Raw genomic sequence first — 14,847 nt, forward strand, 5'->3', positions numbered from 1 at the left:
CACAAGGGCGCAGGCTAATCTTACGGAATATCTTTATTTACCGGCAACGTAGGACAATACTCGTTTTTCGTTATCATCCAGGTAGTTCGATTCAAACACATAGTCGGTATAGTCCTTAACCATGGCGAAAATGGCTTCGCCCTTGGTAAAGATTTGGCCTGCATAGAATTCTTTCATTTCCGGCTTGACCGACGTGTCATGAACGGTGGATAGCCCGACATAGGTAGAACCGTTCACTTCAATGCCGCCTCCTTTGACCGTAGCGATGGCAAAACTGAGGTCGACGGAGGTGATGCCCCATTCTGCTTGGGGGAAGTCGGCCGGGAAGGCTACTTCATATTTCAACAAGCAGTATTCCAGGTTAGGGTCTTGAATGGCCTTGATTGTTCCGGAATCGCCTGTATTGAATTTATCGATATAAGCTTGAACTTCATCGCTTTTTGAAGCGCGCAGAACATCTGTTATGCGGTAGTAGATCTTATGGTTTTTTCTGTCTTGACCGGAATACCTCATCGTTTCAACCCACTCGTTAATGGGGGCAGGGGCTTCGATGGTCGTTTGTCCGAAGGGTTTGATGGATGCCGTAGCATCATCCTTCGCTGTCGAAGCCGATGCTGTTGAAGCCGGCGCCGCTGAAGCTTGTGCCGTCGCGGCCGGTGTCGATGAGGTTTCCGGTTTGGCTGTTGCTGCTGCGGCTGCCGAGGGGGAAGGCGCTTCCGTCGGGGCAACGGCAGATTTCGTTTCTTTTGAACATGCTGAAAACGATAAGGATAGTATTGCGATTAAAAAAGCTGCAGTCACTTTACGTTTCATGATATCTCTCCTACAGTTAAATTATGGAATGCAGAAATTGTAAAATAAATGTCGAAACTAATCAACCAACTATATCTCACATCGTAATCCATCATGCACAGAAAATTCATGAGGTGAGCGGTTTTTCCGTGCTATTTCGGGCATCCAGAAGAATCGTGAACATTATGGGAAAATTAAGAAATATCGGCTACATCTCCGAACAATTATTAACTTTTCCCTGCTAACTAATACAGTGAATCGAAGAGAGAACAACAAAAAAGCCCTTACTCCGTAAGGGTTTGTCATGTCTTCGTATTCTTTTGGATGTCGAGGTGGAGAAAGGAAAGGCTCGGGTCTGTTTATCACGCTGTGTTGGAAGGTGTTCCGGTTAAGCGGATTGCAGTTCTTGAAAAGATCAAATTTGTGTTCTGCCGTCTTCTTTATGCAGCTTTTATCGCATTAATTGCTAATATAATGGTCAATTTAAATGTTATAATTAATATAGTGTCTTTTGGTATTTATTGAAGCCGTCTGCTTCTCCCATGTAGGTGTAGCCACACTCCAAGTAGAACCGATTCAGTTTCTCATTATTCGAAACGCAATCAAGTTTTATTCGATTCTTCCCCGTGTAAACAATACCATTTTCAATCCACATCATGATTTTTCTGCCGAGCCCCTTGTTCGAAAGGCTGCGATCCGTTACTAAGCGATGGATATAAATCGCTGTAGAATGATGAGCATCATCTTCGCCCCAGAGTTTTTTATCCCATTCACTAGGTGACTGCTGCAAGATAACCGCACCCACAAGGCCATTATCTGCCACATTTCTGAAAGTAAATACTTCTCCCCGAGCTATAGCCCCTGTAATATTATGTTTGTCTTTTCCGTGAAGTAACCCGTTCCATTGGTCAAGACCTTTACGATTCAGCCATTTTGCAGTTTCCAATGTCAATGCTTTGACTTCATTTACATCATCTTGACCTGCTTGTTTAGCATACACCCCATCATCGACCATTGAAATGGTTATCTCCTTAATAGCCATCTTTCACCTCAATCTAAGGATGAATATTTGGATCTAATATTACCTCTCCAATGATACCACATTCTTTATATCATGCTGTTTATGCAGCTATATTATGAACTGGGAAGGGGCGGTTAATGATTGTTAACCATCTATGCGAGATACGATTCCGGCTTGTATCACGGTATATCCAGCGGGTGGATCTGGAAGCTTTGAACAAGCTATGATCGTATTTGGATGTTGGAATCGTGGATATAGAAGGTGGCGCGGTCGGTCTAAGAACCAGTCCATTGCCGTGGGAGATCCTTCGCGGAAGTCGGGAATAATTTTGTTCATAGTGGCGAAATTCACTTCAATGCAAATTTTTAGGACTATTTCATGGAATGTGTACTACTCTGTAACAACAAAAAAAGCCTTGCTTCGCAAGGCTTTCGTCATGTCGCATATGGTAGAACGGATGGGGATCGAACCCATGACCCCTACCCTGTCAAGATGGCGAAATAGCATTATTTAGCATTAGGCATTATGATATAACCCCGAAAATACAATGTTTTCGCCTTCGTAACATCATGTAACATTAGCTAGTTTTTTATAGTTTGATGCCAAAAATGATGCCAAAAAGTTTTATTAGAGCGGTCTGCAATCGCATGTTTTAAGGTCATCCATAAAGGGGATGGCCTTCTTATTTTTGCGCTCTATAAGACCCTATAGACGTTTTCTATCCTTCTCTGCACATTTCTCTATTTCTCTTCCTCAAGCGTCTAAAACAAGCCGTCTGACGCTTAATACGATGAGAACCCTAGGGGGCTGGATGCTTATCCATTAGATGTTCCTCTTTATGCTGGTATTTAAGTCAGATACACAACTACTTACATAGTTCGACATGGTATAATATAGAAAATATACAAGGGGTTAGTGCTTATGCCATCAGTTTTATTTAATGATCCCAATAAATATGAGGTATATCAAAAACTGATTTCATAGTAATTAATGAAATTGAGGTGAAAATTATTGGATAATCAGATGAAAGCAGCAACGGACAGATGAGTAGCAGTGGTGAAAAACAGTGGCGATAAATCATTGCCAGTTGGGATGCGTTCCGAGATTTTTGTTTCGAAGAATCATCGTGGTGGTATCGTTGAGTGGTTCAGAGATACACATAGAAATTGGTTGTTGGTCGGTCAATATAAGAAAGATGGAGTTTTGGAATATGAGGACAATTGATAATCACGATAAAACGGAGATTTCATGAGGAGATGAGTGATAATGCATAAAGTAATTGCTCAATGGCTATACGACATGATTATGAAAGATGGCGAAGCATACCAGAGAGATGTTGTGGAAGAAATTGAACAGCGTTTTGGAGAAGATTACGTTTATGAGAATGAAAACGGAAACTTAGCAATTGATAAGAAAATCACAGCCGAATTTAGAAAACTCAACAATAAAGGATTAATTGAATGGGATAGAAGTGGGTTCTTTTGGTTCAAAGCGTAGAAAAAGTACTAGTTTCATATTAAAACTCTTGGAGGTAACAACATGTCCCATTTAATAAAAGTTGAAGGTGCATTGAAAGCTGAAGGCTATCGGTTAGTAATTTCAAAATTCACAATTGTGAAAGAGGTTGATTCAGTTTTACATTTAGAAATGAGATTAGGTGAAGGTGGGTGCTCTTTTGAAAGAGTTGAAAAAAGCAAGTTAAACACGTTGATTGATGACACGTTTTCTCTCTCTCAGGGAGGATGGTTTTGGTTCAAAATCTGGTTAGACTCTGAAGAAGAGAGTTCAATTGAGAATGCTAAAAAGCGCATTATTAATAGTTTGACAGAATCATCATCTCGTTATGTATCAGACGCATTGAAAGCAGCAGATGAGTTGGAAAAGTTGAAATTAAATCCAAAATTTCATGTTCAATGAAAGAGTTGTTTCAAACAGAAATAAGAGGTGAATATTAGATGGGAAAGTTAATGGATTTTCTTGAAAGTAAGGGGTTTATTTACACAGATAATGGTGGCGTAGATGTTTTTAGAGTCAAGAAAGATGGTGTTTCATTCGTTGGCTACAGAATGAATTGTAGCAATCTTTCACTTGTTATCGGTAATGAATATGTTCTTCTATATTTAGCGAGTGAATCAGTACTCTTCAAGGTTTCGGAAAATGAAGAATTGTGGTCTTGCATTCAAGACAATCTGGTTAAAACCTAGAATTTTATTGGAAGGGCTAGGCATCCTAAATGAATTTGCAAATATTTGATACTTTCTCGAATAACTTAGAAGTTCGACTGTCTTATTACGCAAATCAAATGAAATTAGTTACAGAAGATTGTATTAGGTATGAATTCTATGGTTCACTTTTAAGTAATGTGTATCCTCATGAGATAATACTTGAGTATCCGCATGACACATTATCTCAAAAAGAGATTGATCTTGTAATTAATAATTCAGTTCTAGAATCAATATTTGAGTTTAAATATTATCGGGCTATTCCAAGTGGTCAAGAAGATCGAACAGCGAGAATGGCAAATATCTATATAGATATTATGAAGCTTAAGTTATCAAATGTAGCTACAGATAAGTACTTTGTATTTGTAACTGATAGTGTTATGTACGGATATTGCTTAAGAAATCAATATGAAAATATGATACAAGAAGATTCCTTTGAGTTTGTAGTATCTCCAAAACATCAAGAAGGTCTTAATTTTAAAAAAGTTGTGTTTAAAAAGCTTCCTGAAAGTACAGATATGTCTACGCCGATCGTGATTAAAAGGGTTTACTATAAAGAACTTGAACAGGATCACTACTTATTTATTTACAAGATACTGTCTTGATAAAAACTGACATTCACGGAGGTATTAATATACATGACTATCAAACGATTCACAAGGACATTTAGACTTCAAGAGAAAGCTGAAATCGATGAATTGAAAATTCTATTGGATTTAAAGAAGCAAAGGCTATTGGATTATGATGACGAATTAGTTAAGTTACAATCAAAATTAGGGTACTATTATGATATAGAAGAAGTAAATGAATTCGAAAATCATATAGAAGTGGTTCGTTATGTAGATCAGAGCCTATAAAAGTTCACTTTTATCAGAAAAGGAGAATGGGAATAATGATTAATCATCCGGCATGGGAAAGATTGTATTTGGCAGTAGACTATTTGGCAAGTAGCAATTTGAACTTGGAAGATAGATTGAGATTAGTCTTGGAGGATCACTTAATAATTTTGAGGGAACAAGAATTTAAGAGTGTTCGTGCAAAAGAGCTTTTTAACAATATTATCAAGTATAAAAGTAGTATCAAAATATTAGCACAAGAACCGAATGAGGATTTGGTTAAACTAGCTAAAAACATAGTATCTCTTTTGAATCAAATTACTTATTTCGAAGACCAAGATTAACGATGAAAGGTCAATTTTTTCTGGAAATTGAGGTCGGCTATGCGTAAGTATTCATTTGAAGAAATTGAAAAGATTCATGAGGAAGCCAAAGGTAAAATACATGCATGGAATATAGATTATCAAAATAATTATTTTTTAAAAAAGTCAGTTAATATGAATGAAGTAATACAGATTAGTCTTATAAAGCCAGAGTATTTCAAACTTTTGCCAATTGATAACGAAGATAGGCTAACTATTGAATCACTTATTTTAGGATACAAAAATCATGATGACATACCTCCGGTAATCTTAAAAATGTCACACGAAGGAAGCTACGATATTATCGACGGTCTTCATCGTTTATCGGCAATGAATATGATCGGAATTATAGAATTTGAAGCATTTGTTTTAGTTGTAGAAAGTGATAAAAAATCCATTTCATGCAAAGGAGATGGGATATGTTAGAGGATATGAATAAACAATTGGCTGACGAGGAACTAGAGCACTGCTACATAGAGATTTATAACTGGAGACAGGTTGGTACTCTTGAGGTAGGCAGCAAATTGCGTGAAGTGGAGAACGAATATAAACTCAGATCGGGGAACAAAGATTACCCAATTCATAAGATGCCAGAACATATCCTATTTGAGATTGCAACAAGAAAGTATCGTGAAGATGGTATTAATGTTTGAACGAAATCACTCATTTATGGGAATTTAGGGGGAGAGTTGTTTATGAAAAGTAGTCATATCCTTCATAGAACCACAGCTACTTTGAGATATGTAAATTCTATGTTGTTGAATTTGCGCAGCCGAGTGCCAGATAAGCATTATAAGGAAATTGAGGCTTTACGAAAAGATATCGAAGAAGCAATTGAGTCATTTGAAAGTGCTGCGATAGATGATGAAGAAGATTGAATGAAATAAAATAACGGTTTGATTGGGAAAGGGAGAAAAGAATGCCAGCAATTATTTTAAAGTTATCGGAGTTTAATCATGAGGTTTTCGACGCTGATACTGCTGTTGAAGTGGAAGTCCCAAAAGATGGAGGCGTAACACATGACACTTTTAGTTTCTTTTTTGAAAATAAGGGCGAAAACAAAAAATACTCATTCACTTTAACAAAAGACGGTATGGATAAGTTGATTCATTTCTATAAACAAGTAGTAGAATAAAGCGATGATTTCAAAGGAAGTGTAATAGGGTGAATATGTGGGCAGAAGATAATGTAGCTTTTATTTCGATGATTAATGCATTTGGTATGATATTTCTGACAATTATCTATGTAGTTTTTACGATATTGATACAAAGGGCAAACCAAAAAGTAGTTGAACAGAATGAAGTAATCAGGAAAGAGAACAATAGTCCAAATGTAATTGTGTACTTTGATATGAGTATATTCAATATGCTCGATTTAATAGTAAAGAACATTGGAAGAGGTGCTGCAACCAACATTATAGCAACAATCGAAGCTGAAAATGAAATTGTTAATGAAAAATACTTAAAACAGTAATTTGCACCTCAGTTGGAACACAGTTAACGCCAAGAAAATCTAATGCGTTCATTTTATGCAATTATTGAAAAAACAAGAGTCAAGAAGATCAGGTTTCACGACCTGAGACATACACATTGTACAATGCTACTCGGAATGGATATTCATCCTAAAAAAGTTGCGGAGCGGGTTGGACATAAGGATAGTCGAATGATGGATCGGTATAGCCACATAGTGCCCAACATGCAGAAGGAGACAGCAAATAGATTTGGGGATATGTTTTATAAGAAAGCATGAGCGAATTTAACTGATGCCAACTTCCTTGTTCCTTGATTAGAAGAATCATCTTTGGAAAAATACTCAGCAAATGATGCCAAAATGATGCCAATTCGATAAAGGAGGGAATATGTTGACAGGGCAGCGAGTTAGAAAAAATAAAAAAGCCCTTGATAATCAAGGACTTTGTCATGTCGCATATGGTAGAACGGATGGGGATCGAACCCATGACCCCTACCCTGTCAAGGTAGTGCTCTCCCGCTGAGCTACCGTTCTATATTCGTTTACTTTAGCGGCGACAAAAAATATAATATCAGCTATGAGTGGGGAAGTCAATGCTTATTTTCGAATATCCTTAGGTTTACATTATTCGCTTCATCGTTTATCTTTTTATATAGATGTTTCGCCTGGAATCGGCACGGTTAAGGGATAAAGGAACGGGCGATTGTGAAAAATTGTATAATCCAATCCGAATTCACAATGAGGTTATGCGTTCATGAAATCTTTAGTTATCATTCCTGCCTTCAATGAGGAAAAAAGCATTGACCGGGTGCTTCATTCCATTAAAAGATGGTCTCCTGAAGTGGATATATGTGTCGTCAACGACGGTTCAACGGATGGGACAAGCCGGGTGGCGAAAGCGACGGGACTCGCCCATGTCGTCGATCTTCCCGTGAATCTCGGGATTGGCGGAGCTGTCCAAACTGGGTATCTCTATGCTTACCAAAATCATTACGATATTGCCATCCAAATTGATGCGGATGGGCAGCATGACCCGGCTGACTTAAGAAACGTCATCGAAACGGTGGCCAGCGGAGAGGCGGATTGCTGCGTCGGCTCCCGGTTCGTTGAGCATACGGAGTACATACCCAGTTTCTTTCGCGGGGCGGGAATCCGTTTCTTTTCCTGGATGATTCGCATGACGGTGGGGAAACGGATCTTTGATCCGACATCGGGATTTCGTGCGGTTAACCGCCAGGTCATCGAAGTGTTCGCCAACTACTATCCGGATGATTATCCGGAGGTGGAGGCGCTGGTCCTTCTTAGCCGCAAAGGCTTCATCACAAAGGAAATCTCTGTTAAAATGCAGACGCGGGCAGAGGGTAAATCCTCCATAACACCGCTTAAGTCTATCTATTACATGATTAAGGTATCCTTGGCGGTTGTGATGACCCGGATCCGGAACGTGAGCTGATCGAAATGAATATTTACTTGGTTGCTTTCCTGTTTTGCCTTGGGTTTCTCCTCGTAACCATCGAACTTATCCGCCGCAAAAAAATATCGGAGCGTTACTCGCTGCTGTGGCTGCTCCTTGGTCTCGTCATGCTCATTTTGAGTTTGGCGCCCGAGCTTTTGGACGGCATATCCAAAGCCCTTGGCATCGTATACGGTACGTCGCTGCTATTTTTCATCGGATTTTTGTTTTCACTCGTCTTTATTATGCATTTAACGATCGTGATAACCCGGATGGACCGCAAACTGACTCGCCTGACTCAGGAAATGGCCCTCTTAAAAGCCCGCATGCATGAGGAGGATACGGATGATCGCCCTGTTGATCGTTCTTTGTAATGTTATATTGCTGGTTAGTGGACAAATCCTGTGGAAAAATGCGTTAAACCGCCACCCCCAAGCTTTTCGTTCAGTTGGCGATTTTTTTCATCTGATTATCGATCCGGTCATGCTGGCTGGTTGCTGTCTGTTTGTTTTGGCGACGGTCATCTGGTTTTATGCCTTGAGCCGTTACGATCTGAGCCGCATTTATCCGTTGCAGTCTATCGCCTATGTATTGGGAGCCTTGTCAGGTATCTTGATTTTTAAGGAAAGTATGAGTTTGGTGCAGTGGGCGGGGGTTTTGTTGATCTTAGGTGGAGCGTTTCTTGTGGCCAAGGCGTAAGAGCTTAATAGATTGGGAAACAGCCGAAAGAGGACTGAGCCAGCGCTCAGCCCTCTTCGTTATATGTGGTAACAGTAGACAGCTTAAACCGCTTAATGTTGGGGTAAATTGAAGACCAGCTTGGAACAATATTCGATGACTTCACTGCGGCGGACAATGCCGATAAACCGTTCCATGTCGTCGACAACGGGGACGAAGTTTTGCGTCTGGACGCGGTTGATAAGATCCTCCATATTGGAATCGATGCGAACCGTCCGGTTGATCATTCGCAAAGGAACTTCGGCAAGGGTATGGCGATGAGCGTTGTCAAAAGTAATGTCGCGGTTGTTTTTGAAAAACCAAAGCAGATCGCCTTCTGTCAAGGTACCTTCATATTTGCCGCCTTCCCCCAAAATGGGAACAGCGGTATAACGATGGTGCTCCATACGTTCAAGGGTTTGGCGCAGGGTCGTTTGTAAAGTTAAATAGATGACTTCCTGTTTTGGAAGCAGAAAAAAAGCGATATTCATGTGGAAAAGTAGCTCCTTTATGTTATCATTTCCAATACATATTGTATCAAATACAGCTTACCGGGGACAGTCCAAATAATAGTAGATGATGAAAAGGAGATTCATATGGAAACCATCGCCGTCAAAACCCAGCAAGAGTTGGATAGGTGTTTAGCCATTCGGAATGAAGTGTTCGTCGTAGAGCAGCAAGTACCGCCAGAAGAGGAAGTCGACGAGTTTGACGTCTCTCCGGAAGCATGCCACCACGCTCTGCTGCTGGATGAAGACAATCCCATCGGGACAGGCCGATGGAGGTTTTACAGCGACGATAAAACGGTAAAGATGCAGCGGATCGCCCTTTTGAAGGAATCCCGGGGTAAAGGATTGGGTAAAGAGCTTCTTCTCGCCATGGAAAAACAAGCCACGCAAGAAGGGGCTGAATTTGCCATTTTGGACGCTCAATGCCATGCGGAGACGTTCTATTGTAAGCTCGGGTATATCACCCTTTCCACAGAGCCGTTTTACGATGCGGGCATACTTCATGTACGCATGCGAAAGCAATTGGTGTCACAGGAGTAGGAGTGTGCCGCCAAACTATCTTATTCGACCGCACCGATTGATATGACGGCATTCGATAATCGCTGCTTGCCCATCTTGTACTCGTTTTCTTGAGATTAGCATATGGATGATAAAGAGCTGATCAATGGGAACGAAGGAGGAGCGGCAATGGTAAAAGCGGGTGCGGCAAAGAAAAAGAAGGAACCGGTTAGCGTAACCGACAAAAATCGATTCAATATGAAGATTGTCACGTCCGATGTCTGCGAAGTTTGTAAAATGCAATGCGAACGGGGCATTCGCTATATGAAGGCGATGAGGGTGCCGGGTGCTGTAGGAAACGGGGTTCCGTGTATTTTAACAAAAGGGAAAGGCTACAAATAAAAGCGGGCAATGACACAATATTGTCACGCGAAAACGGGATGATGTGATTTATTTCATAGTGGCAAATCGTGCTATAATGGATCAATGAAGATCCATTGGGAGGAATGAATCATGTCTTATCCGCTCCAGCTCATTCCCATGTTCGGCATGGTCGTATTTGCCCTAGGCGTTATCGCCATTCGTTTAAAAGCTGCCAAGAAACCGACAAACGCCAGAAAAATTCTGATTCCCCCGCTGGGGATGAGCACCGGTTTCCTGATGTTCGTTTATCCGCCGATGAGAATTCCGCTTTTGTGGGGTCTTGGCGCCTTTTTGGCGGGAGCCGTTTTTTTCGCTTATCCGTTGATCCGAACCTCGAAATTTACCATCTCTCACGGTCAGATTTATTTGCAGCGCTCCAAGGCGTTCATCGTGATTCTGCTGACTTTATTGGTGGTGCGCGTGGCTTTGCACGGTTATGTGGAAGAGTTCGTGTCTCTTCAACAAACGGCCGGCTTGTTCTTTAGCCTCGCCTTCGGCATGCTTCTGCCCTGGCGCGTGGCTATGTACATGGGGTATAAGAAAACGTTAGCGCTTCTGCCGGGAGCCGAAAAGATGGAAATGATGAAATAATCCGCTGCCGGAGCATCGGATTTTTTTATCGTTGTCGTTTCCTTAAAGGGTGTGCCATTGCTTTGAGGATCAATGTATCCAACTGTTCGCTAAGATCCAACACAAGCGGATGGATCAGGTTGAACTTCTGTTGGCGAGCGCTATCTGTCAATTGTACGCGCAAGCTTTCGATCTCTTGGATTACGTCACGATGACCATCCATTGGAACTCCCCCGTATATGAACTCTAGCAGACTCCATTCATTTTACAGGAGCCCTGATAAATGAGATATGTGAGATTAGTAGGATTTTTTAAAGTAAATAAATGGGTCTCGCGACCAGAAGAAAACGCCTGCAAGTTTTTTTTCGAGCATCGCAACTCTTGGAATCGGTAGGAGTATAAATAAGCAAGATAACATCAACGACGGAGGGAAAGGAAGATGAAGGCAAAACGAATCGCCATTCTGATTTTTGTCTTCACTATGCTGTTTGGGGCTTCTGTATATGCGGATTCGCTTTGGGGCAGCTATGAAGGATTTCAGAAAGTGAAGGTGCGCGTAAACGGAACGGAGCTGAACATCGGTGAAAAAGACACCCCGGCTTTTTCCATCAAGGGTAATGCTGTTACCCCGCTGCAACAGACAGCCGATTCATTAAAAGCGGTGTTGCAATGGAATGAAGCTACACAGACTGCGGACCTTTACAAGCCCAATGTCCACATGTTCTTTGCCAAAGACTCCGCTGCAGACGGTTCTTTGACCAAGCCTTTTGCTAAGGTCGACAAGGGGAGCAACATTAGTTTTGTTACGGCGGTACAGATTGACAACCTGACCTTCAAACCGAAGAGTTTTCGGATCACCATCGAAGATCCCGACGGGAATCAGGTAGTCGAACCGCTTACCATGCCTATCGACAAACCGGATGAAAGCTTCTGGTTTAATTACCTCTTCAAAGTGAATTTCAGCAAAGCGGGCCACTACACAGTCAAATTCGCCTTTGAAAATCAAGGCGCATACACGGTGGTTTCGGAGAAGACCATCCTCTCTGAATAAGAGCGGACAAGAACAGCAGGCATTTAATCCAGGCACGAATAGAGAATTTTCTCATTCCCCCGGCCAGACGGGTCGGAAGATACGGTTTTCGTATCCTCCGGCCTTTTCTGTTTTTTTCGGCCTTAACCTAAACCAATTTGAGAAAGCGAGATTTGCCAAATGACCTTAAACCCAGGATTATTAAGAAAGGCAATCGTGAGTGCGTTTTGTCTGCTTCTTATCGTCTCAATCGGGCTGAATATAGCACAGCACAATGCACTCCTTGCGAAAAAGAAAGACAATTTGGACGTGGCAAGATACTATGTACGTGAGCATGAGGTGACATTTTCCAATGTGTTCGCACTGGCTGGAAGTTCGAATATCCTGGATTACCTAAAATCCCCTGACCATGTAAGCGAAATGATTGAGGGAATTCAAAATGCGGAATTCGACTATCAGGCGGCTTCAAAGTACGTAACCCAACAACCGAATGAAAAAAGCGCATCTTCCTTTGAGACGCACTCTCTTATCATGCACTATTTATCCGAGCTTCAAGCCTATCGAACCTATTTGACAAAGGGCAGCAGCGAAACTTATGAAGGGATCCAACAAATTGAGGCCGATGTTCATGATCTGCAAATGATATCGAGTTGGCTGTTTGAGAGATATCGAAAGGACGATTTTGAATTTTATTCGGACGAGGATTTTTATAAGGAAGTTTATGCAAATCTCAATAGTGATGTTAAGCGATACTCATTCATCAATTACACGGCCTAATCATGCTTCAAACGACTGTCAAAAAACAGAATCGCGGCGGCTTCACTTTCATGGGCAGAATATGGTACGATACCTGAGTACGGAAACTTTCAAACAGAAACGAGGAGATTTCATGAGCGATCACAAGCATGAAGATAGCTGTGGCTGCGGTCATGACCACGATCACGATCACGAGCATGAAGAGGATGTTTTTCTAGTCACCGACGACGAAGGCGTCGAACGGGAAATGGTGATGGTATATACCTTTGAATCGGAAGACAAAGCGTATGCTGTGCTTCTGGACCGTAACGATATGGAAGCGGACGGAATCATCTTCCGCATTGAAGAAGAAAACGAAGAAGCATATCTCGTCAGCATCGATAACGATGAAGAGTGGGAGCGGGTAGTGGCCATTTATGAAGAAATCGCCTCCCGCGAGCAAGAAGAAGAAAATTAATTTTTTTTGAAAAAATAGAAGAAGCCAACCCATTCCATCTTGCAGATGGTTGGAGTTGGCTTCTTTTTCATTATTTTTTGCTATTTGCGCGGATTGAAATACATGACTCTCCCGTTGAAAAGATGGGCTTCCGCTTTGAGCTTTTTTGCCAAACGCTTGCAGAATGCTAATGCTTTTTCCATGTCGCCGTGAGAGCTTGTATCCGGCACTGTGAATTGAATGACGGATCGTTCCCCGTTATCGGTTTGACGCGTCCCTACACCAACCAGCAAAGCGCGGTAAAGCTTGTTAATTCCCGTAAGCTTCAACCACTGGTCGTTGCCTTGAGGGCTATCTTCTACCGTATAGGGAAAGCCGGCATCCGCATATCCCCAGTCTAATTGTTCACCGGTATGTGCCAATTGCTCCTTAAAGCCTTCCAACAGCTGCTTCAACTCCCCGATGTTGACAGAAGCCATAGTGGAGCCTTCCACCAGTTGAATGTAAGCGCTCTTACTCATTTAACACGCACCCGCCTATGAGAATGAAGTAGAAACATCTGCTACCATGATAGCATTTACTTATAGGCGTTGAAAACTAAAAGCGGCAAATCTTAATAATTTGCCGCTTCCGCTACCGGTGCGTCCATGCATGGCACCGTCATGCTCTCATGAATCGCCTGATCTCCCCGCAGGGTGATTTCCAAAGCCCGGTAAAAATCCCGAAGATATGGAGTTGGGTCCAGGTTGAGCTCAATCATGCGGATCAGGTATTCCAATTGAAGGTCAGTCGGTTTGGAGTTGAACGGAATATTCATTTCCGTCTTTTGTCCGTCGCTATATTCGATTTCTACCAGATTGCCCAAGTGCTTGTCAGCCTCTGAGCGCTGGCGACGGTAAGTAATGCGGATACGGCCCTTTGGACCGATAAATTCCTTCAGGTTGTCCTGGGGCATCGTGTGACCCCAACCGGCCTCATAATAGCCGGCCGAGCCATCAGTGAACCGCATGGCGATCATACCGTAATTGTAGGTGTGGAAGGGCACATCGGGCTCCAGCCGCTGTCCTACTCCGCTTATGGACATGACCTCCGCGCCGGTAAACCAACGCATGACGTCAACGTAGTGAACTCCACAATCCACGATTGGGGATACTTGCTCCAACAGGGCAAGGTGGGAACTCCAGGTAGCCGACGTATTTTTGAGTTGGGACATGCGCATGACGATGGGGTGGCCGATCTCGCCTTTTTGAATCAGCTTTTGGACTTGCTGATAGGTGGCGTTGTGGCGAAGAATATGGCCGATCAGCAGCTTCGATTTGGCGGAGGAGCCGAGGCGTACCATTTCGGCAGCGTCCTTTAACGTTCCAGCCATCGGCTTTTCGCACAGAACGTGCTTGCCAGCAGCGAGGCAATTGCGGGTAATATCCAGATGAGTTGAAGGATAGGTGGCGATTATGACGATATCGACATCGTCCCGCAGCAAGTATTCTTTATAGTTGGCGCTCCAGCTTTCCGCGTGATAGCGGACGGCGAAGTCTTTTGCTTTATCTGGAATCAAATCGGCAACGCCGACCAATCGAACTTGGGGATGGGTGGCGATGGTGTCAAGGTGAGTGGCTCCCATGGAACCACAGCCGACGAGTACGATCCCGTATGATTTCATCTCTCTGTTCACTTCCTGAAGGGGATGGCGTATTGAACTGTTCAAGTTAGCTTCATTATAGGAAACCCGCTCCCGGAAAAAAAGAATCA

Annotated in this window: 27 protein-coding genes and 1 tRNA gene; 21 read left to right on the plus strand and 7 right to left on the minus strand. The window is 42.3% G+C overall.

Annotation, left to right across the window (positions count from 1 at the left end; genetic code table 11):
- Nucleotides 1-33 precede the first annotated feature (33 nt).
- Together TJ79_RS27010 and TJ79_RS01440 are read right to left on the minus strand one after the other, a co-directional pair.
- Nucleotides 34-813 carry a hypothetical protein gene (locus TJ79_RS27010; protein WP_155987737.1) on the minus strand — a complete coding sequence of 260 codons (780 nt, stop codon included), beginning with the start codon at nucleotides 811-813 and terminating at the stop codon, nucleotides 34-36.
- A 475-nt stretch (nucleotides 814-1,288) separates the two neighbouring features.
- Nucleotides 1,289-1,834 carry a GNAT family N-acetyltransferase gene (locus TJ79_RS01440; protein ID WP_052339163.1) on the minus strand — a complete coding sequence of 182 codons (546 nt, stop codon included), beginning with the start codon at nucleotides 1,832-1,834 and terminating at the stop codon, nucleotides 1,289-1,291.
- Between the two features lie 1,245 nt (nucleotides 1,835-3,079).
- On the opposite strand from TJ79_RS01440, the gene TJ79_RS01445 reads away from it, so the two are divergent.
- From TJ79_RS01445 to TJ79_RS01500, 12 genes are all read left to right on the plus strand, one after another.
- Nucleotides 3,080-3,310 carry a DUF6953 family protein gene (locus TJ79_RS01445; RefSeq protein ID WP_040948493.1) on the plus strand — a complete coding sequence of 77 codons (231 nt, stop codon included), beginning with the start codon at nucleotides 3,080-3,082 and terminating at the stop codon, nucleotides 3,308-3,310.
- Between the two features lie 42 nt (nucleotides 3,311-3,352).
- Nucleotides 3,353-3,730: a hypothetical protein gene (locus tag TJ79_RS01450; protein ID WP_040948494.1), complete on the plus strand. Its 378-nt coding sequence runs from the start codon at nucleotides 3,353-3,355 to the stop codon at nucleotides 3,728-3,730.
- Nucleotides 3,731-3,768: 38 nt separating this feature from the next.
- On the plus strand, nucleotides 3,769-4,017 hold the full coding sequence (locus tag TJ79_RS01455; protein ID WP_040948495.1) for a hypothetical protein: 249 nt from the start codon (nucleotides 3,769-3,771) through the stop codon (nucleotides 4,015-4,017).
- 98 nt (nucleotides 4,018-4,115) lie between these two features.
- The gene (locus TJ79_RS01460; protein ID WP_155987738.1) at nucleotides 4,116-4,640 is read left to right on the plus strand and encodes a hypothetical protein; all 525 of its coding nucleotides are present in this window, start codon (nucleotides 4,116-4,118) and stop codon (nucleotides 4,638-4,640) included.
- A 33-nt stretch (nucleotides 4,641-4,673) separates the two neighbouring features.
- Nucleotides 4,674-4,892, plus strand: a complete 219-nt coding sequence (locus tag TJ79_RS01465) for a hypothetical protein (RefSeq protein ID WP_040948497.1) — start codon at nucleotides 4,674-4,676, stop codon at nucleotides 4,890-4,892.
- 35 nt (nucleotides 4,893-4,927) lie between these two features.
- Nucleotides 4,928-5,215 carry a hypothetical protein gene (locus TJ79_RS01470; protein WP_040948498.1) on the plus strand — a complete coding sequence of 96 codons (288 nt, stop codon included), beginning with the start codon at nucleotides 4,928-4,930 and terminating at the stop codon, nucleotides 5,213-5,215.
- A 39-nt stretch (nucleotides 5,216-5,254) separates the two neighbouring features.
- A complete protein-coding gene (locus TJ79_RS01475; RefSeq protein ID WP_040948499.1) occupies nucleotides 5,255-5,659 on the plus strand; it encodes a ParB N-terminal domain-containing protein in 405 nt (134 codons plus the stop codon).
- On the plus strand, nucleotides 5,653-5,886 hold the full coding sequence (locus tag TJ79_RS01480) for a hypothetical protein (RefSeq protein WP_040948500.1): 234 nt from the start codon (nucleotides 5,653-5,655) through the stop codon (nucleotides 5,884-5,886). Before TJ79_RS01475 ends, TJ79_RS01480 begins: the two co-directional genes overlap by 7 nt.
- Nucleotides 5,887-5,928: 42 nt before the next feature.
- The gene (locus TJ79_RS01485; RefSeq protein WP_040948501.1) at nucleotides 5,929-6,111 is read left to right on the plus strand and encodes a hypothetical protein; all 183 of its coding nucleotides are present in this window, start codon (nucleotides 5,929-5,931) and stop codon (nucleotides 6,109-6,111) included.
- Between the two features lie 41 nt (nucleotides 6,112-6,152).
- Nucleotides 6,153-6,368, plus strand: a complete 216-nt coding sequence (locus TJ79_RS01490; protein WP_040948502.1) for a hypothetical protein — start codon at nucleotides 6,153-6,155, stop codon at nucleotides 6,366-6,368.
- 29 nt (nucleotides 6,369-6,397) lie between these two features.
- A complete protein-coding gene (locus tag TJ79_RS01495; RefSeq protein ID WP_040948503.1) occupies nucleotides 6,398-6,706 on the plus strand; it encodes a hypothetical protein in 309 nt (102 codons plus the stop codon).
- A gap of 42 nt (nucleotides 6,707-6,748) precedes the next feature.
- A complete protein-coding gene (locus TJ79_RS01500) occupies nucleotides 6,749-6,982 on the plus strand; it encodes a tyrosine-type recombinase/integrase (protein ID WP_040948504.1) in 234 nt (77 codons plus the stop codon).
- 180 nt (nucleotides 6,983-7,162) lie between these two features.
- On the opposite strand, the gene TJ79_RS01505 is transcribed toward TJ79_RS01500, so the two are convergent.
- A tRNA-Val gene (locus TJ79_RS01505) sits at nucleotides 7,163-7,237 on the minus strand.
- Between the two features lie 220 nt (nucleotides 7,238-7,457).
- On the opposite strand from TJ79_RS01505, the gene TJ79_RS01510 reads away from it, so the two are divergent.
- The 3 genes from TJ79_RS01510 to TJ79_RS01520 are packed head-to-tail and all read left to right on the plus strand — an operon-like array spanning nucleotide 7,458 to nucleotide 8,855.
- Nucleotides 7,458-8,156 carry a glycosyltransferase family 2 protein gene (locus TJ79_RS01510; protein WP_040948505.1) on the plus strand — a complete coding sequence of 233 codons (699 nt, stop codon included), beginning with the start codon at nucleotides 7,458-7,460 and terminating at the stop codon, nucleotides 8,154-8,156.
- A 5-nt stretch (nucleotides 8,157-8,161) separates the two neighbouring features.
- A complete protein-coding gene (locus TJ79_RS01515) occupies nucleotides 8,162-8,530 on the plus strand; it encodes a DUF2304 domain-containing protein (protein ID WP_040948506.1) in 369 nt (122 codons plus the stop codon).
- A complete protein-coding gene (locus TJ79_RS01520; protein ID WP_052339164.1) occupies nucleotides 8,502-8,855 on the plus strand; it encodes an EamA family transporter in 354 nt (117 codons plus the stop codon). The genes TJ79_RS01515 and TJ79_RS01520 overlap by 29 nt, the downstream gene beginning before the upstream one ends.
- Nucleotides 8,856-8,947: 92 nt before the next feature.
- Here the strand turns inward: TJ79_RS01520 and TJ79_RS01525 are convergent, their stop codons facing one another.
- The gene (locus tag TJ79_RS01525) at nucleotides 8,948-9,364 is read right to left on the minus strand and encodes a CBS domain-containing protein (protein WP_040948507.1); all 417 of its coding nucleotides are present in this window, start codon (nucleotides 9,362-9,364) and stop codon (nucleotides 8,948-8,950) included.
- A gap of 99 nt (nucleotides 9,365-9,463) precedes the next feature.
- Here TJ79_RS01525 and TJ79_RS01530 point away from each other — a divergent pair, with 99 nt between their 5' ends.
- From TJ79_RS01530 to TJ79_RS01540, 3 genes are all read left to right on the plus strand, one after another.
- Nucleotides 9,464-9,922 (plus strand): GNAT family N-acetyltransferase, encoded by a 459-nt coding sequence (locus TJ79_RS01530; RefSeq protein WP_155987739.1) that lies wholly within the window; start codon nucleotides 9,464-9,466, stop codon nucleotides 9,920-9,922.
- A 102-nt stretch (nucleotides 9,923-10,024) separates the two neighbouring features.
- Complete coding sequence (locus tag TJ79_RS01535; protein ID WP_420319364.1) at nucleotides 10,025-10,282, plus strand: hypothetical protein; 258 nt, start codon at nucleotides 10,025-10,027, stop codon at nucleotides 10,280-10,282.
- A 111-nt stretch (nucleotides 10,283-10,393) separates the two neighbouring features.
- On the plus strand, nucleotides 10,394-10,894 hold the full coding sequence (locus TJ79_RS01540) for a CcdC family protein (RefSeq protein ID WP_040948509.1): 501 nt from the start codon (nucleotides 10,394-10,396) through the stop codon (nucleotides 10,892-10,894).
- Between the two features lie 25 nt (nucleotides 10,895-10,919).
- On the opposite strand, the gene TJ79_RS28600 is transcribed toward TJ79_RS01540, so the two are convergent.
- On the minus strand, nucleotides 10,920-11,096 hold the full coding sequence (locus TJ79_RS28600; protein WP_081756639.1) for a Spo0E family sporulation regulatory protein-aspartic acid phosphatase: 177 nt from the start codon (nucleotides 11,094-11,096) through the stop codon (nucleotides 10,920-10,922).
- Nucleotides 11,097-11,312: 216 nt separating this feature from the next.
- Here TJ79_RS28600 and TJ79_RS01545 point away from each other — a divergent pair, with 216 nt between their 5' ends.
- The 3 genes from TJ79_RS01545 (at nucleotide 11,313) to TJ79_RS01555 (ending at nucleotide 13,116) form a co-directional block, all read left to right on the plus strand.
- The gene (locus TJ79_RS01545; RefSeq protein WP_040948510.1) at nucleotides 11,313-11,924 is read left to right on the plus strand and encodes a hypothetical protein; all 612 of its coding nucleotides are present in this window, start codon (nucleotides 11,313-11,315) and stop codon (nucleotides 11,922-11,924) included.
- Between the two features lie 159 nt (nucleotides 11,925-12,083).
- Nucleotides 12,084-12,680, plus strand: coding sequence for a hypothetical protein (locus TJ79_RS01550; RefSeq protein WP_155987740.1), 597 nt, complete (start codon nucleotides 12,084-12,086; stop codon nucleotides 12,678-12,680).
- Between the two features lie 112 nt (nucleotides 12,681-12,792).
- Nucleotides 12,793-13,116, plus strand: coding sequence for a DUF1292 domain-containing protein (locus TJ79_RS01555; protein WP_040948512.1), 324 nt, complete (start codon nucleotides 12,793-12,795; stop codon nucleotides 13,114-13,116).
- Nucleotides 13,117-13,196: 80 nt separating this feature from the next.
- Here TJ79_RS01555 and TJ79_RS01560 read toward each other — a convergent pair whose 3' ends face one another.
- Together TJ79_RS01560 and TJ79_RS01565 are read right to left on the minus strand one after the other, a co-directional pair.
- Complete coding sequence (locus TJ79_RS01560; protein WP_040948513.1) at nucleotides 13,197-13,616, minus strand: DUF1885 family protein; 420 nt, start codon at nucleotides 13,614-13,616, stop codon at nucleotides 13,197-13,199.
- 92 nt (nucleotides 13,617-13,708) lie between these two features.
- Nucleotides 13,709-14,758 (minus strand): Gfo/Idh/MocA family protein, encoded by a 1,050-nt coding sequence (locus TJ79_RS01565; protein ID WP_040948514.1) that lies wholly within the window; start codon nucleotides 14,756-14,758, stop codon nucleotides 13,709-13,711.
- Nucleotides 14,759-14,847 lie beyond the last annotated feature (89 nt).

Source organism: Gorillibacterium massiliense (genome assembly GCF_000455485.1).
GTDB classification, from domain to species: domain Bacteria; phylum Bacillota; class Bacilli; order Paenibacillales; family NBRC-103111; genus Gorillibacterium; species Gorillibacterium massiliense.

Coding starts and splice junctions, on each gene's coding strand:
- TJ79_RS01510 (WP_040948505.1), top strand. CDS start 7,458: ATGAAATCTTTAGTTATCATTCCTGCCTTCAATGAGGAAAAAAGCATT.
- TJ79_RS01455 (WP_040948495.1), top strand. CDS start 3,769: ATGGGAAAGTTAATGGATTTTCTTGAAAGTAAGGGGTTTATTTACACA.
- TJ79_RS01450 (WP_040948494.1), top strand. CDS start 3,353: ATGTCCCATTTAATAAAAGTTGAAGGTGCATTGAAAGCTGAAGGCTAT.
- TJ79_RS01445 (WP_040948493.1), top strand. CDS start 3,080: ATGCATAAAGTAATTGCTCAATGGCTATACGACATGATTATGAAAGAT.
- TJ79_RS01465 (WP_040948497.1), top strand. CDS start 4,674: ATGACTATCAAACGATTCACAAGGACATTTAGACTTCAAGAGAAAGCT.
- TJ79_RS01545 (WP_040948510.1), top strand. CDS start 11,313: ATGAAGGCAAAACGAATCGCCATTCTGATTTTTGTCTTCACTATGCTG.
- TJ79_RS01565 (WP_040948514.1), bottom strand. CDS start 14,758: ATGAAATCATACGGGATCGTACTCGTCGGCTGTGGTTCCATGGGAGCC.
- TJ79_RS01520 (WP_052339164.1), top strand. CDS start 8,502: ATGATCGCCCTGTTGATCGTTCTTTGTAATGTTATATTGCTGGTTAGT.
- TJ79_RS01525 (WP_040948507.1), bottom strand. CDS start 9,364: ATGAATATCGCTTTTTTTCTGCTTCCAAAACAGGAAGTCATCTATTTA.
- TJ79_RS01480 (WP_040948500.1), top strand. CDS start 5,653: ATGTTAGAGGATATGAATAAACAATTGGCTGACGAGGAACTAGAGCAC.
- TJ79_RS01540 (WP_040948509.1), top strand. CDS start 10,394: ATGTCTTATCCGCTCCAGCTCATTCCCATGTTCGGCATGGTCGTATTT.
- TJ79_RS01440 (WP_052339163.1), bottom strand. CDS start 1,834: ATGGCTATTAAGGAGATAACCATTTCAATGGTCGATGATGGGGTGTAT.
- TJ79_RS01485 (WP_040948501.1), top strand. CDS start 5,929: ATGAAAAGTAGTCATATCCTTCATAGAACCACAGCTACTTTGAGATAT.
- TJ79_RS28600 (WP_081756639.1), bottom strand. CDS start 11,096: ATGGATGGTCATCGTGACGTAATCCAAGAGATCGAAAGCTTGCGCGTA.
- TJ79_RS01560 (WP_040948513.1), bottom strand. CDS start 13,616: ATGAGTAAGAGCGCTTACATTCAACTGGTGGAAGGCTCCACTATGGCT.
- TJ79_RS01535 (WP_420319364.1), top strand. CDS start 10,025: ATGGATGATAAAGAGCTGATCAATGGGAACGAAGGAGGAGCGGCAATG.
- TJ79_RS01550 (WP_155987740.1), top strand. CDS start 12,084: ATGACCTTAAACCCAGGATTATTAAGAAAGGCAATCGTGAGTGCGTTT.
- TJ79_RS27010 (WP_155987737.1), bottom strand. CDS start 813: ATGAAACGTAAAGTGACTGCAGCTTTTTTAATCGCAATACTATCCTTA.
- TJ79_RS01555 (WP_040948512.1), top strand. CDS start 12,793: ATGAGCGATCACAAGCATGAAGATAGCTGTGGCTGCGGTCATGACCAC.
- TJ79_RS01475 (WP_040948499.1), top strand. CDS start 5,255: ATGCGTAAGTATTCATTTGAAGAAATTGAAAAGATTCATGAGGAAGCC.
- TJ79_RS01500 (WP_040948504.1), top strand. CDS start 6,749: ATGCGTTCATTTTATGCAATTATTGAAAAAACAAGAGTCAAGAAGATC.
- TJ79_RS01515 (WP_040948506.1), top strand. CDS start 8,162: ATGAATATTTACTTGGTTGCTTTCCTGTTTTGCCTTGGGTTTCTCCTC.
- TJ79_RS01490 (WP_040948502.1), top strand. CDS start 6,153: ATGCCAGCAATTATTTTAAAGTTATCGGAGTTTAATCATGAGGTTTTC.
- TJ79_RS01470 (WP_040948498.1), top strand. CDS start 4,928: ATGATTAATCATCCGGCATGGGAAAGATTGTATTTGGCAGTAGACTAT.
- TJ79_RS01460 (WP_155987738.1), top strand. CDS start 4,116: ATGAAATTAGTTACAGAAGATTGTATTAGGTATGAATTCTATGGTTCA.